Genomic DNA, 13,806 nt, shown 5'->3' on the forward strand with positions numbered 1-13,806 from the left:
CCGCCGTGTCCGCCACGGGCCTGCCCCGGCCCACCAACTAGCGCGTGCCGAAAGGACCACCAGCTCATGCCGCACACATCCCGGCCTCGCTTCGGCATCATGACCGCCCCCTCGCAGGTCGACTACCACGACGTTCTGCGGGTCTGGCGCGAGGCGGACGCGATCCCGGAGATCGAGCACGCCTGGTTGTTCGATCACCTCATGCCGATCTTCGGCGACCCCGACGGCCCGACGTACGAGGGCTGGACACTGCTCTCGGCCCTCGCCGCCCACACTCGGCGCCTGCGCATCGGCGTGCTCGTGACCAGTAACCGGTTCCGGCCGCCCGCGATGCTCGCCAAGATCGCGACAACCGTCGACATCGTCTCCGGCGGACGGCTCGACTTCGGCATCGGCGTCGGCTCCCGGCCCGGCCATCCCCTGGCCCGGCGCGAGTACGAGGCACACGGCCTGCCCTTCCACGACTCCGCGCACGCCGTGGCGAGCCTCGCCGAAGCCTGCACGGTGATCCGGCGGTTGTGGACGGAGGCCCAGCCCTTCGACTTCCACGGCACCCACCACCGTCTCACCGGAGCCTTCGGCAACCCCAAACCCGTCCAGCGCCCCCACCCGCCGATCCTCATCGGCGGCCGCTCGTCCGCGACGCTGCGCGTGGTCGCCGAGCACGCCGACCTGTGGAACATCCCCGGCGGCGACATCGTTGACGTCGTCGCCCGCAGCCGGCTCCTGGACCGCTACTGCGCCGAGATCGGCCGTGACCCCGCCTCGGTCACCCGCTCGATCCACCTGCCCGTGTCGTACGACCGGCCCGGCAGCACCCGGGAGGCGATCGGCGAGGCGATCGACGCCGGTTTCCGGCACCTCGTGCTCGGACTGCCGTCGCCGTACCCCGACGGGGTCGCCCAGTGGGTCGCCGACGAGCTCGCCGGCCCGTCGGCGTGAGCCGAGACGGCCCGGCGGCGCCTGCCGGCCCGGCGGGCGTATGATCACCGGCAAGGCGGGGTCGTAGCACAGAGGTAGTGCGCCGCGACATCATCTCGGAGGACGTCGGTTCGAATCCGACCGCCCCGCCCCCTCGGAACCACTTCCAGGTCCCGCCTCCCCGGACGTCCGCGCCAGGCCCCGGCGCATCACACCCTCCGATGCGCGTGCAGCAGGTATTCCTCGCGGTGCAGGGGGTTGTGGTCGGTGCGCCTGCGGGTTCGCGGAGCCGTGGCCGGACGGTGGTGGTCGAAGGCCGTCTCCAGGACGCCCTCGCCGCCGGTGAGTTCGGGCAACTCGGCCTCCAGACCGTGCACCTGGTCCGCGGGCACATGGCCCGCGACGACGTACGCGTCCCCGAGCGCCACGGGCGGGTCGGCGAGGGCCCGGCGGCGGGCCAGGGCCAGTGCCACGGACGCGTGGGCGTCCTGCGGGAACTCCAGGCGGAAGCGGTGCATGGGCTCGTGTACGACTGTCCCGGCCCGGCGCAGCGCCGTCATGAGGACCAGCGGGGTCAGGCCGCGGAACGCGCCGGCGGTGCTGCGGATGCTGCAGAAGCCCGAGTGGGTCATCGTCACGACGCAGTCGGGCACCTGCCAGCCGTACAGCCCCTGCCGCAGCGTGGTGTGGACCGTCTCCTCCACGGCGCGCATGTAGCCCAGCGGGAGCGAGCCGAGCTCGACTTCCCGGCGGAAGACGACCCCGCCGTCGACGTCGCCCGGCTCCACACGCAGCCCCACGGTGGCCAGGAACGGGTTCCCGTCGTGGTCGAGGATCTCGTACGCCGCTCCGGTCCCGGTGACACGCTCCACGCAGATCGGGGTGGTCTCCCGGAACGCGACCGCGAGCCCGTACTCCTCGGCCAGAGTGGTGGCGAGGACCTCCTTCTGCACCTCGCCGTACAGGGAGACGGACAGATCCTGGCCCTCCGGGTCCCGGCGCAGCCCGATCAGCGGGTCCTGCTCGGCGAGTTGGGTCAGGGCGAGGTGCAGGGTGCCCTTGTCGCCCGGATCGGCGGGCACCACGACCGTCTCCAGCGAAGGCGGTGCGAAGACGTGCTGGTACGGGCGGTCGTCCGGCTCCCGCCCGATCTCGTCCCCGATCCGGACGTCGGCGAGACCGCGCAGCATCGCGATCTGACCGGCTCGTACCGACACCCGGCGCTCCACCGCACCCCGGTCGAAGACGGCCAGGTCCGTGACCCTGCCCTCGCGCGCCGCGACCGGGACGCGCTCGCGGGCCCTGAGTTCGCCGGAGAACAGCCGGGCGTACGCGATCTTCTCGCCGCTCGCGCCGCGTTCCACCTTGAACACCCGCCCCGACAGCGGACCTTCGGCATCGCCGCACCCGGCGGGCAGGAATTCCCTCACGCCCTCGATGAGGTCGGCGATTCCCGTGCCCGTGATCGCCGAGCCGACATAGACCGGATGGATCTGCCCAGCGCGGGTCTGCGCGGCGAGCACGGCACGCAGCCGCTCGTACGTGACGGAGCGCGCGTTAGTGACGTATGCGCCGAGCAGGGTGTCGTCGTGGAGGGTGAGCGCGTCCAGGAGGCGCTGGGTGAAGGTGGTGTCCTCCGGAGTGAAGGGTTCGGCCCGTGCCTCGGCTGTGCCGATGTCGCCGACGATCCGCCCCATGGGGATCACGGGTACGGCGAGCCTGCCCTCGATCTCGCGCAGAACGCGGCCGTCGTCGGCGCCGCGCCGGTCGGCCTTGTTGATGAACAGCAGTGTGGGGATGCCGAGCCGCTTCAGTGTCCGCATCAGCACGCGGGTCTGCGGCTGCACACCCTCCACGGCGGAGACGACGAGCACCGCGCCGTCCAGGACACCGAGGACGCGTTCGACCTCGGCGATGAAGTCCGGGTGCCCAGGGGTGTCGACCAGGTTCACCGAGACGGCCGAAGCTCCGCTGCCGAGCACGAAGTTGGCGACCGCCGTCTTGATGGTGATGCCACGACGGCGTTCCAGCTCCAGGCTGTCGGTCCGGGTGCTGCCCGCGTCGACGCTGCCGATCTCGTCGATGACCCCGGCCGCGTACAGCAGCCGCTCGGTCAGGCTCGTCTTACCGGCGTCGACATGTGCCAGGATCCCCAGGTTCAGGGTGCGAGAGGTGGTGCGCACAGAGTGTCATGTCCTTCAGGTTGATGGTCATTCCTTTCGTGTGGGACATGAACAGTCGGCGCATCGGTCGGCTCCTTCGTCACAGGGGACTGCTTCTGCAAGCCTGACACATCGGACATCGGGCGGCGAGGGAATTTCGGCCCGGCCCGACGGGACACTCACCGACCGTGACGCCGGAGCGGTGACGGAACGCGGCCGTGCCCGGGGCGCGGGTTGCCGTCGATCGTCTCCAGCAGCGGGGCGATCAGGGGATTGCGGTCGTCCACGCGCCATGCGACGGCGACCCGCGTCCGAGCCGCCCCGGGGACGATCCGGCGGAAGGCCACGCCCTTGAGCCGGATGCGCCGGATGCTCCCCGGCGCCACGGACACCCCCAGCCCCGTCTCCACCAGGGCACACACCGTCTGCCACTCCACCGCGTGCTGCGAGATCCGGGGCGTGAACCCCGCCGCCTCGCACAGGCCGGTGATCCGGTCGTACAACTGTGGGCCTACGTCACGCGGCAGCAGGACGAACGGCTCGTCCGCCAACTGCGCGAGCGGTACCGTCCGTTGGGCGGCCAGTGGGTGGGCGGCCGGCAGCACGGCCACGAACGGCTCGCTGAGTACGGTCCGGAAACCGAGCTCGGACACATCGGCCGGGCGTTCCCGGAGCAGGCCGATGTCGATGGTCCTGTCGCACAGGGCGTCGAGCTGCGGAGCCGTGGTCATCTCGCGGATGTCGAGATGTGCGTCGGGATACCGTCGGCGGAAGTCGCGCAGCAGGCCCGGCAGGACGGTCAGGGCCAGTGAGGCGGCGAAGCCGATCCGCAACCGCCCGGACCGGCCGCTGCCCACGGCCCGCGCCGCGGCCAGTCCGTCGGCCAGCCCGGCCAGGGCCTGCCGGGCGGCCGGCAGCAGCGCACCGCCGGCCGGGGTGAGCCGCACACGCCCCGGCTCACGGTCGAAGAGCGCGTACCCGACCCTCTCCTCCAGCCGGCGGATCTGCTGGCTCAACGGCGGCTGGGCGATGCCCAGACGGGCGGCGGCGCGGCCGAAGTGCAGTTCCTCGGCGAGCACGACGAAGGCGTGCAGCTGCGGCAGCGGGAGTTCGGGACGGTCCATATCCCCAGAGATATCAGCTCATCCCGAGATCCGTATTAGACGTATCGGCACAGGTCACCTAGCGTTCCGGGCATGACAGAGCGACGCGCCATCCTCAGCGGCTCGGCCTTCGAGGAGCAGATCGGTTACGCCCGTGCCGTCGTCGACGGCGACTGGGTGCATGTGTCCGGGACCACCGGGTTCGACTACACCACCATGACGATCTCGGACGACGTCGTGGAGCAGGCCGAGCAGTGCCTGCGCAACATCGAGGCCGCGCTCACCGAGGCGAAGTGCACCTTCGCCGACGTGGTGCGGGTGCGCTATCTGCTGCCGGACCGCGCGGACTTCGAGCCCTGCTGGCCGGTACTGCGCCGCTGCTTCGGCGCCGTCCGCCCGGCCGCCACCATGCTGGAGTGCGGCCTCGCCGACCCTCGTATGAAGATCGAGATCGAGGTGGACGCCCGCCGCCACGCGGGGCAGTAGCCGGGGCCGGCCACGTCCAGGACCTCACACCGGGCCCGGGCCGGGGCCGGTCCTGCGGGCCTCCGGGACGCCGCGGCGCGACGCGGCCGGCCCGGCGAGCGAACCGCTCACCCCGACGACGATATGTCCGGCAGGCGGGCCACTCGTGTTTTCCTGTGGCTGTGGTGCCACGTCACCCAGGTCAGGAAGGTGCGGGCTTCTCGGGGCGCAGGAACGCGCTCCACCCGCCCTCCGGCTTCTCGCCGACCTCGAGGCTGCGCAGCTTCACGAGGATCTCGGGGTCCTGGGCGTCGAGCCAGTCGACGAACTGCCGGAAGGAGACCAGACGCACGTCCTCCCGGCCGGCGATCTGCCGGAGCGCCTCCTCGGCCGCGTCCATGTAGATGCCGCCGTTCCACTGCTCGAAGTGGTTGCCGATGAACAGCGGCGCCCGGTTGGTCTCGTACGCCCGCTGGAACCCGGCCAGGTACGCCTGTGTCGCCTGGGCGCGCCAGTAGGGGTAGTTGTAGGAAGGCGCGCGTGTCGTGGTCTTGGACTGGTTCGCCAGCATGTTGTAGTCCATGGACAGCACCTCGAACGTGTGCCCGGGAAAGGGGATGCTCTGCAGCGGCAGGTCCCACACGCCGCCCCGCCTCCGCGGCCAGCGTTGCAGCCCGCCCGGTGAGGAGGCGTCGTAACGCCATCCGAGCTCACGGGCGACCGGCAGCAGGTTCTCCTGCCCGAGCAGACAGGGGGTGCGGCCGCCCACGAGTTCCTTGTCGTAGTCGAAGGGGAGCGACGGTTCGTCGTGCCAACCGGTGTGCGTACGCCACGACCTGACGAAGGACCTCGCCTGCTCGATCTCGGAACGCCACTGTGCGGACGTCCAGTTGGCGACCGATCCGGGGCCGGCGCAGAAGTGGCCGTTGAAGTGGGTGCCGATCTCGTGGCCGTCCAGCCAGGCCTGACGGACGTACTTCAGCGTGGCCTTGAGGTGTCCGTCGGTGAGGTAGCCGATGTCCGAGGCGCCGAGCGGGTTGTTCGGGGGGTCGTAGAGCCGTTTCCTGTCCTCCGGCAGGAGGTAGAGGCCGGACAGGAAGAAGGTCATCTGCGCGCCGTGGGCGCGGGCGAGCTCCAGGAAGCGGGGGAACAGGCCGGTGCCCAGCTCCCCGGCGCCGTCCCAGGAGAACACCACGAACTGCGGCGGCGTCTGACCCGGTTCGAGGGCCAGGGGCGACGCCGGCTGGTGCGGCTGGCGGCCGGTGTACGACGTCGAGCCGTCCCCGATCGGCCGGTACACCCTCTCCTCGTCCGGGCTTCCGGGAGAGCCGCTCCATCCGCGCCCGCCACCGCATGCGGCGAACGACACGGCAGCCACACCGACGCCCGCGCCGAGACCGAGGCGTGCCACACTCCGGCGGCTGATCCCGCTCATGGCCACCATCCCAACCCGCGCCCTGGCGCGACGCGTTGTGCGCACCCTCAGCCGAAACTCCCGTTTCCTCGCACCATAGGGGAGATAAATATACAAACTGGTTAATCGGGTGCGGTGTGGCGCGCAAAGGAGCCACCAGGTGTCGCTCAGGTCACCCATACGGCGGTCCTGCGGGGCCTCGGCCGGAGCGCTGCCGAAGCATGGCCAGACGTCGTGACTCGGCGACTCGGCGGTGCCGTCCAGCCATGTCTCCGCCGCTCACGGGTCGAGCTCGCCGGAATCACCGCATGGGCGGAGCGATCAGCGGAAAGCTGTCACGTTGCGTGCCGCCCAGGCGGAGAAGGGGGCCGCGGGGCGGCCGAGCAGGCGCGCCACATCGGCGCCGACGGCCTGCTCCTCCGGGGTGGGGGAGCCCAGGACGGCGAGCGTGCCCTCGGCGACGGCGGGCGGCATGAACCGCACCATCTGCGCGTGCGCGTCCTCGCGGCTCTGCTCCACGAACGTCACCGGCTCTCCGAGCGCGGCGGCGATCGCCGCCGCACGCTGTCGTGGAGTGGTGGGCTCCGGGCCGGTCAGCGTGTACGTGACGCCGTCGTGTCCGTCCTCGCGCAGTACGGCCGCCGCCACCGCGGCGACGTCGTCCGGATCGACGAACGGCAGTGCCACATCGGCGAACGGCGCCGCCGCGATGCGGTATCGGCGGACCGGCTCGGCCCAGGCCAGCGCGTTCGAGGCCAGCCCGCCCGGGCGCAGCACGGTGAACGGCAGCCCTGACTCGGCCACCGCCGCCTCGAAGCGTGCCGCGTGCGCGTACGTGTCCGGCCGGGTGCCCGCGCCCTGCGAGGACAGCAGCACCACCTTCCCCACCCCGGCCGCGGCGGCCCGGCGCAGGATGCCGGCCGGATCCTCTCCGGCCACGAGGAGGAACAGTGCCTTGGCGCCCTCCAGTGCGGGGGTGAGGCTCTGCGGCTCCCCGAGATCGGCGGCGACGGCCCGCACTCCCGGCGGCACGTCCTCCACGCCGATGTGCCGGGCGACGGCCGTCACCGTCTCCCCGGCCCGGATCAACTCCGCGACCAGGGTCCGTCCGACGTTCCCCGTGGCACCCGTGACAGCGATCATGGCGACTCCTCAACTTAGTTAGTTGACTGACTAAGTCGAGACCATAGCCCGCGGCGCGGCCGTTGTCTATCCTCAGTCAGGTGACTGACTCAGATTCCGCCGCCGCGGCCCGAACCGCGCGGTCCAGCCGATCGGGCCGGGGCGGCAAACGTGAACGCCTGGTCAAGGCGGCCGTCCAGGTCTTCCACGAGCAGGGTGTGGAGAAGACCACCCTCGGCGACATCGCCCGTACGGCCGAGGTGCCGCTCGGCAACGTCTACTACTACTTCAAGACCAAGGACCAGCTGGTCGAAGCCGCGGTGGACGCCCACTGCGAGCAACTGGACGCGCTCACGGCCCGGTTGGACGCCCTCTCGGATCCGGCCGCCCGGCTGAAGGCCCTCGTCACCGGCTGGGTCGACCAGCGCGAGACCGCGGCCCGCTTCGGCTGTCCCTTCGGCACCCTCGCCACCGAGCTCGACAAGCGTGACGACGGTCTGGACCAGGCCGCCGCGAAGGTCATGCGGGCCCTGCTCGACTGGGTCGAGTCGCAGTTCGCCCAGCTGGGCCGGGACGATGCCGCCGCCCTTGCCGTCGAACTCGTCGCGGCCTACCAGGGCATGTCCGTCCTCACCAACACCCTGCGCGACCCCGGCCTGATGGCCACCCAGGGCGAACGCCTCCACCTGTGGATCGACGGGATCGCCGATCGGTAGGTGGTGCCGGCCGGCGCATCGGTCAGGCACCGGATGCGGCTCAGGTCGCCATATCCCGTTCTTCCACCGCGACCGGCACCACGGCGATGTGCTGGACGGCCCGGCTGAGCACCAGCACGCCCCCGACGATCAGCAGGGTGCCCGCGGCCTCCGGGAGCAGCCACCAGCCCGTGCGGATCCGCTCCCCGAACAGGGTCATGCCGAGCGTCAGACTCACCACGGCGTCGCCGATGGTCAGCGCCGGCTGCGCCGCGGCCAGCGGACCGGCCTGGAGGGCGTTCTCCAGCAGGATCACGGCCCCGACACCGGCGAGCGCGAAGCCGTACGTCTGCCAGGAGCGCAGGAACGCCGCGAAACCGTGGTCGGCGAAGGTGCCGCTGGCCGACTTCAGCAGGGCGGCCGTCAGCGCGTTGCCCGTGGCGGCGGCCGCGGCCAGCAGCGCGGCGCGCCGGGCCGGCGGGCGGTCCCGGCCGGACAGCAGAACCGCCGCGGCCATCCCGCCGACGCACAGGCACAGCGCCGGGATCCAGCGGGTTAGCGGCGCGTGGTCGACGGCGCCGTGCGGGGCGGCGGCGACCAGCAGTACCGCGAGCCCCGCGACACAGGCGCCGACGCCCCACCAGCCCGAGGGGGGCAGCCGTCTGTGCATCAGCGGGGCGGCGACGAGCAGGGCGAAGGGCAGCTCCAGGACGAAGAGCGGCTGGACCAGCGAGAGCGGGCCGTTGACCAGGGCCAGGCTCTGGAACAGCGCGGCGCAGACCACACCGCACATGCCCACCACCCAGAAGGGCCGGCGCACCAGCTCGGCGAGCAGCCGGATCCCGCCGCGGCTGCTCGCCGACGCGGCCTTGCGCTGGAAGGCGGTGCCCACGGCGTTGCTCGCCGCGCCCGCGACGGCGAACGCCGCGGCCAGTTCGATCACGACCGTCTCCTGCCTTCGGGAGACCTCCCGGAGGAGCTTCGGTCTCTCCAGCCTACGGAAGGCGGCGGCCGGACGCCGGGTGACGGCCCCCCCGCTGTCGGCAGGCCGATCACATGAGCGGGCCCCGCCCGGGCATCGCCGAGCGGGGCCCGTCGCAACGGTTGGTCAGCCCAGGGTGAGGTCGTCGGCGTAGACCGCGCCCTGGCCGTACCAGCCGTGGACGTACACCGTGACCGTGCCCGAGGTACCGGTCGTGAACGGGACCGTGAGCTTCGACCACGACGAGGAGGAGGTCCAGGTGCTGGCCGTGGCGCCTCCGCTGACGCCGAGGTAGGCGTACGGGCCCTGCACCCAGCCGCTCAGCGTGTAGGAGGTGTTGGGCTTCAGGGTCAGGGTCTGCGCGCACTGGCCGGTCCGGGAGGCGGAGGGCGCGGTCTTCAGCGCATGGGAGCCGCCGTGCACGGGGGAGGAGACGACCGCGGCCCCGGTGTCACAGGTCCACGGCGCGAGCGAGCCGCTCTCGAAGTCACCGTTGCCGAGGACCGTGGTGCCGCCGGACCCCTTGACCGTCAGGGTGAGCGTGGAGCTGTGCCGGGCCGAGCCCGCCGTGCCGGTGACGGTCAGGGTGTAGGTGCCGGGTGCCGTACCGGAACCGGTCTGCACGGTGAGCGTGGAGCTGCCGCCCGCGGTGACCGACGACGGGCTGAGGGAGGCGGCCACTCCGCCCGGCGCGCCGCTCACCGTCAGAGCGACCGTCTGCGCGCTGCCGGAGGTCACCGAGGTCTTGACCGTCGCGGTCGCGGTGCCGCCGGGGTCGACCGAGGCGGTGGCGGGGGAGAGGGACACGGAGAAGTCGTTCGCCGGCGGGGGCGTCGTACCGCCGCTGAAGGGCGCGAAGGTGTGCGTGAAGTACCAGGTGTCCTGGGCGATGCCGGAGCAGGTGTCGGAGGCGCCGGAGCCGGGGCAGCCGCCGTTGTCGCGCTGGAGGGCCCAGAAGGAGAGGGTGTTGATGCCCTTGGCGACCGCCCAGTCGTACACCGTGGGGGCGTCGGCGGTGGCGAAGGTCTCCGCCGGGCCGTAGTCGTCCACGCCGGGCATCTCGGTGACGCCGACCATGTTCCACAGCCGGCTGTCCGGCAGGTTCGGGTAGAGCTGGGCCAGTTGGTCGTGCAGTCCGCTCGCGGCGGTCTCGGTGTCGGTCGCCATGTGGTGGGTGGCGCCGTCGTAGTAGTCGAACGTCATGATGTTGACGACGTCGATCCTGGCGCCGGCGCTCTTCGCGCTGCGCAGCACGGCGAGGCCGCTGTCGGCGAGCCCGGTCGTCGTGGTCGGCAGGGTGTAGGAGAACTGCACCGAGCGGCCGTTCGCGGCGGCCCAGTCCTGGACCTTCTTGATGGCCTGGTTGCGGCGGTCGATGCCGGCGGTGTTCGTGAGCGAGTTGTCCTCGACGTCCATGTCGAGCCGGGAGACGTCGTAGGTGGTGATGATCTTCTCGTAGGCGGCGGCGATGGAGTCCACGTTCGTGCAGCTGTCGGCGATCTCGGTGCCGCCGTTGTCCGCCGCGTAGCCGCCGAGGGACGGGATCACGTCGCCGCCGCGCGAGCGGATGGTGGTGAAGTCGGCGCCGAAGACCGAGGAGTTGACGGGTGTGCTGGTGTTGCCGTTCCAGTACGGGGTGCAGGAGCCCTTCGTGTCGGCCTGCAGGAAGGCCATGGTCAGGTACTTGGCGCCGGAGGCCTGGGACAGCGCGGCGGGGCTGTCGCCGTTGTAGGCTTCGAAGTAGGGCGCGAAGACGTGCGTGGGCAGCGGGGTCGCCGCATGTGCGGTGCCCCCTGTCCCGAGGGCGAGTCCCGCGGAGGCGGCCAGGGTGGCCAGGCCCGCGAGCAGGGCGCGTACGGGTCTCGGACGTGTCATCGGGTACTCCCGGTTGGCGAACGACGCGGTGCGCCCCGGCCGGGGCTATTGGTCTAGGCCATGATTGGTCTGGACCAAACGTCGGTCAAGGTGCGGGAGTCGCCTTTTACACGTTCATGAGAGAGCCAAACCGCTTGATGTCGGGGGAAGTTGACGCAGTACGGGGAAGGCGGCCCGGCTTGTGACCAGGCCGCCTCGCGGCCCGTCCTGCCCTCCGCCGTGGCCGCTCAGTTGGCCCGGGTGCCACCTCCCCGGCGGATACGGCCCAGCAGGTCCCGGTGGTAGGCGGCGAGTTGCCCGGCCGGCACCGGGGCGGGGCTGCCGGCGAGGGTGTACCAGGTGTCGCTGCCGGAGTGCTGGATGGCGACGCGCGCGCTGTGGCCGTCGGACAGCAGGATGGTGGCCACGGTCAGATCGCCGGTGATGACGCCGACTTCCTCGGTCATCGCCCCGCCGGGGCCCGCGGTGACCCGGTCGACGTAACTGTTGATGCTCGGTGGGGTGTGCATGGGGCGCAGGCTTCCATCATCCCGGGCGGCGAGCCCCGCACCGCGCAGGTGTCGCCCGCGCGTGTCCCCGTGTTGGGCGTGTGATCGGCGCCGGCCGGCACCGGGGAGGGGCTCAGCCGAACAGCGGGAACCGGTCGGCCGCAGCGCCCAGCGTGGCGCGTTCGGCCTCGGTGAGCGCCGCCCGGCCGGTGCCCACGCGCGCGTAGTGCGCGTCGCTCCACTCCGGGAGCGCGGGCCGGCCGAGCAGACCGTCCAGGGTGGTACGCACCGCGGCCAGCCCCTCGGGCGCCGGTCCCGGAGCATGCGGGAGGTGGACGGTCAGATCCAGGTGGTGGACGGTCGCCTCCACCGCGAGGGTGCTCAGCAGATCCCCGGCCGTCAGCACGTGACCTTGGGTTCTGACATGCCGCGCGGGGTCGGCCGCCTCCGCCGCGTGCACGGCCGCCGCCAGCGTCTCCAGATACAGGCCCTGGAGCTGGCCGAAGTCGAGGAACATGCTCGCGTTCACCCGCACCCACCGCCGGCCGTTCGCCGCCCCCACGGTGTCCGGCCGCCAGTCCTGCCAGTACGTCACCGCGTCCCGGTCGGCCGGCTCCCGCGCCGGTGTGTGCAGGGCGACCAGAGCGCGCTGGGCGTCCGTGAGGCAGTGGAAGACGAGGTCGCGGACCGCCCAGCCGGTACAGCCGGTCGGCAGCCACGACTCCTCGTCACCCAGTCCCGCGACGGCCGCCGAGGCCGCCCCGTACGCCGCGCGCAGCGCCCGCGCGGGAGCGTCGGCATCCCCTGTGCTCATCCGTCCCCCTTGTCGTCCGCCGTACAGGGTGTCACACCCGGCTCGACGTCGCCGTGTCCGCCGACAGCCGCTGGGCGACGTAGATCGGGACCACCGACATCAGGACGAGTACCGCGGCCACGACGTTCACCACCGGTGCCTGCTGCGGCCGGGTCATGTTGTCGAAGATCCAGATCGGGAGCGTCTCGATCCCGGGTCCCGCGGTGAACGTGGTGACCACGATCTCGTCGAAGGACAGCGCGAAGGCGAGCAGACCGCCGGCCAGCAGCGCGGAGCGGACCAGCGGGAAGGTGACGTCCGCGAAGGCGCGGAAGGTGGTCGCGCCGAGGTCCATGGCCGCTTCCTCGTACGAGGCGGCCGTACGGCGCAACCGGGCCACCACGTTGTTGAAGACGATCACGATGCAGAAGGTGGCGTGCCCGATGATCACCGTGAACAGTCCGAGCCCCACGCCGAGCGGCTCCAGCACCGTGCCGAACGCCGAGTTGAGGGCGATGCCCGTGACGATGCCGGGCAGCGCGATCGGCAGGACCACGATGAACGACACCGTGTCCCGGCCGAAGAAGCGGTGCCGGGCCACGGCGAACGCGATGAGCGTGCCGAGGGCCAGCGCGATCGCGGTCGCCCCGAGGCCGGCCTTCACCGAGACCCACAGCGCCTGCCGGGCGCCGGAGTTGTGCACGGCCACCGACCACCAGTGGCCGGTCAGCCCCGGCGGGGGCCAGCTCGCACTGCGGTCGGGATTGAGCGAGTTGACGAGGACGAGCAGCAGCGGGACGTAGATCACCGCGAAACCGAGCCCGGCGCCGGTGCGCAGGGCGATGCGCGCGGTGCGGCTGAGATGCATGGCGCTGTTCTCCTCCAGGTCCTACAGGCTGTTCAGGGCACCCGTGCGGCGGATCGCCAGCAGATACAGGACGATCACGACGACGGGGACGGTGCCGAGCGCGGCGGCCATGGGCAGGTTGAGCTCGATGTTGGAGTACACGAGGTTGCCGATCAGCTGGGTCTTGCCGCCGACGATCTGCACGGTGATGTAGTCACCGAGGCTGAGCGAGAAGGTGAACACCGAACCGGCCGCGACCGACGGCAGCACCATCGGCAGCACCACCGAGCGGAAGGTACGCCCGGCCCGCGCCCCGAGATCGGCCGAGGCGTCGAGCAGGTTGGCCGGAAGCTGTTCGAGGGCCGTGTGGATCGGCAGGATCATGTACGGCAGCCACAGGTACGTCAGGGTGAGGACCGCGGCCGGCAGTCCGAAGCCGGGGCCGTTCAGCCCGAACGGCGCGAGCATCCAGTCGGCGAGGCCGCCCTGGGACAGGATGAGCCGCCAGGCGTACACCTTGACCAGGTAACTCGCCCACAGGGGAGTCAGGATGGCGACCACGAGCAGGGGGCGCCACCTCGGCCGGGCCACCCGTGCGGTGTAGAAGGCGACCGGGAAGGCGATCACCGCGCACAGCACGGTCACCGCGAGCGCCACGCCCACACTGCGCAGGATCACCTGACGGAAGACGGGCGTGGTGAACAGCTCGTGGAAGTTGTCCGTCGACCAGACCTTCACCACCTGCGAGGTGAAGGAGTTCGTGGTCCAGAAGGCCGAGACGAACAGGACCGCCAGCGAGCCGAGGTAGAGGACGGCGAGCCACAGCAAGGGGGCGGTGAGCAGGAGGGTCAGCCGCAGCCGGGGCCTGCGGTGCAGGGTTCCGGCCAGCCGCCGGACGGTTCCCCGGCCGGCGGCGGTCGTCGCGTCGGTCGTCACGGC

At 71.6% G+C, this 13,806-nt stretch carries 13 protein-coding genes; 3 read left to right on the forward strand and 10 right to left on the reverse strand.

Features of this window, described 5'->3' with window-relative positions:
- Positions 1 to 66 precede the first annotated feature (66 nt).
- Complete coding sequence (locus ABT288_RS07645) at positions 67 to 942, forward strand: LLM class flavin-dependent oxidoreductase (protein WP_351603822.1); 876 nt, start codon at positions 67 to 69, stop codon at positions 940 to 942.
- Between the two features lie 188 nt (positions 943 to 1,130).
- Here ABT288_RS07645 and ABT288_RS07650 read toward each other — a convergent pair whose 3' ends face one another.
- Together ABT288_RS07650 and ABT288_RS07655 are read right to left on the reverse strand one after the other, a co-directional pair.
- The gene (locus ABT288_RS07650) at positions 1,131 to 3,104 is read right to left on the reverse strand and encodes a GTP-binding protein (RefSeq protein WP_351603823.1); all 1,974 of its coding nucleotides are present in this window, start codon (positions 3,102 to 3,104) and stop codon (positions 1,131 to 1,133) included.
- Positions 3,105 to 3,262: 158 nt separating this feature from the next.
- A complete protein-coding gene (locus tag ABT288_RS07655; RefSeq protein ID WP_351603825.1) occupies positions 3,263 to 4,207 on the reverse strand; it encodes a LysR family transcriptional regulator in 945 nt (314 codons plus the stop codon).
- Positions 4,208 to 4,279: 72 nt separating this feature from the next.
- Between ABT288_RS07655 and ABT288_RS07660 the strand changes: the two genes are divergently transcribed.
- Positions 4,280 to 4,672 (forward strand): RidA family protein, encoded by a 393-nt coding sequence (locus tag ABT288_RS07660; protein ID WP_351603827.1) that lies wholly within the window; start codon positions 4,280 to 4,282, stop codon positions 4,670 to 4,672.
- 181 nt (positions 4,673 to 4,853) lie between these two features.
- On the opposite strand, the gene ABT288_RS07665 is transcribed toward ABT288_RS07660, so the two are convergent.
- Entirely contained in the window at positions 4,854 to 6,086 is a 1,233-nt protein-coding gene (locus ABT288_RS07665) for a polysaccharide deacetylase family protein (protein WP_351603829.1), read from the reverse strand.
- Between the two features lie 300 nt (positions 6,087 to 6,386).
- Positions 6,387 to 7,208 carry an SDR family oxidoreductase gene (locus ABT288_RS07670; protein ID WP_351603831.1) on the reverse strand — a complete coding sequence of 274 codons (822 nt, stop codon included), beginning with the start codon at positions 7,206 to 7,208 and terminating at the stop codon, positions 6,387 to 6,389.
- An 80-nt stretch (positions 7,209 to 7,288) separates the two neighbouring features.
- On the opposite strand from ABT288_RS07670, the gene ABT288_RS07675 reads away from it, so the two are divergent.
- Positions 7,289 to 7,903: a TetR/AcrR family transcriptional regulator gene (locus ABT288_RS07675; protein WP_450857141.1), complete on the forward strand. Its 615-nt coding sequence runs from the start codon at positions 7,289 to 7,291 to the stop codon at positions 7,901 to 7,903.
- A gap of 40 nt (positions 7,904 to 7,943) precedes the next feature.
- Here the strand turns inward: ABT288_RS07675 and ABT288_RS07680 are convergent, their stop codons facing one another.
- From ABT288_RS07680 to ABT288_RS07705, 6 genes are all read right to left on the reverse strand, one after another.
- The gene (locus ABT288_RS07680; protein ID WP_351603833.1) at positions 7,944 to 8,825 is read right to left on the reverse strand and encodes a DMT family transporter; all 882 of its coding nucleotides are present in this window, start codon (positions 8,823 to 8,825) and stop codon (positions 7,944 to 7,946) included.
- 165 nt (positions 8,826 to 8,990) lie between these two features.
- Positions 8,991 to 10,739 (reverse strand): carbohydrate binding domain-containing protein, encoded by a 1,749-nt coding sequence (locus ABT288_RS07685; RefSeq protein ID WP_351603835.1) that lies wholly within the window; start codon positions 10,737 to 10,739, stop codon positions 8,991 to 8,993.
- Between the two features lie 227 nt (positions 10,740 to 10,966).
- Positions 10,967 to 11,248, reverse strand: a complete 282-nt coding sequence (locus tag ABT288_RS07690) for a hypothetical protein (RefSeq protein WP_351603837.1) — start codon at positions 11,246 to 11,248, stop codon at positions 10,967 to 10,969.
- A 112-nt stretch (positions 11,249 to 11,360) separates the two neighbouring features.
- Positions 11,361 to 12,041: a maleylpyruvate isomerase N-terminal domain-containing protein gene (locus ABT288_RS07695; RefSeq protein ID WP_351603838.1), complete on the reverse strand. Its 681-nt coding sequence runs from the start codon at positions 12,039 to 12,041 to the stop codon at positions 11,361 to 11,363.
- Between the two features lie 31 nt (positions 12,042 to 12,072).
- Positions 12,073 to 12,888: an ABC transporter permease gene (locus tag ABT288_RS07700; RefSeq protein ID WP_351603840.1), complete on the reverse strand. Its 816-nt coding sequence runs from the start codon at positions 12,886 to 12,888 to the stop codon at positions 12,073 to 12,075.
- A 21-nt stretch (positions 12,889 to 12,909) separates the two neighbouring features.
- Positions 12,910 to 13,803: an ABC transporter permease gene (locus ABT288_RS07705; RefSeq protein WP_351603842.1), complete on the reverse strand. Its 894-nt coding sequence runs from the start codon at positions 13,801 to 13,803 to the stop codon at positions 12,910 to 12,912.
- Between the last annotated feature and the right edge of the window lie 3 nt (positions 13,804 to 13,806).

The organism is Streptomyces sp. NPDC001093 (assembly GCF_040298985.1).
Lineage (GTDB): Bacteria > Actinomycetota > Actinomycetes > Streptomycetales > Streptomycetaceae > Streptomyces.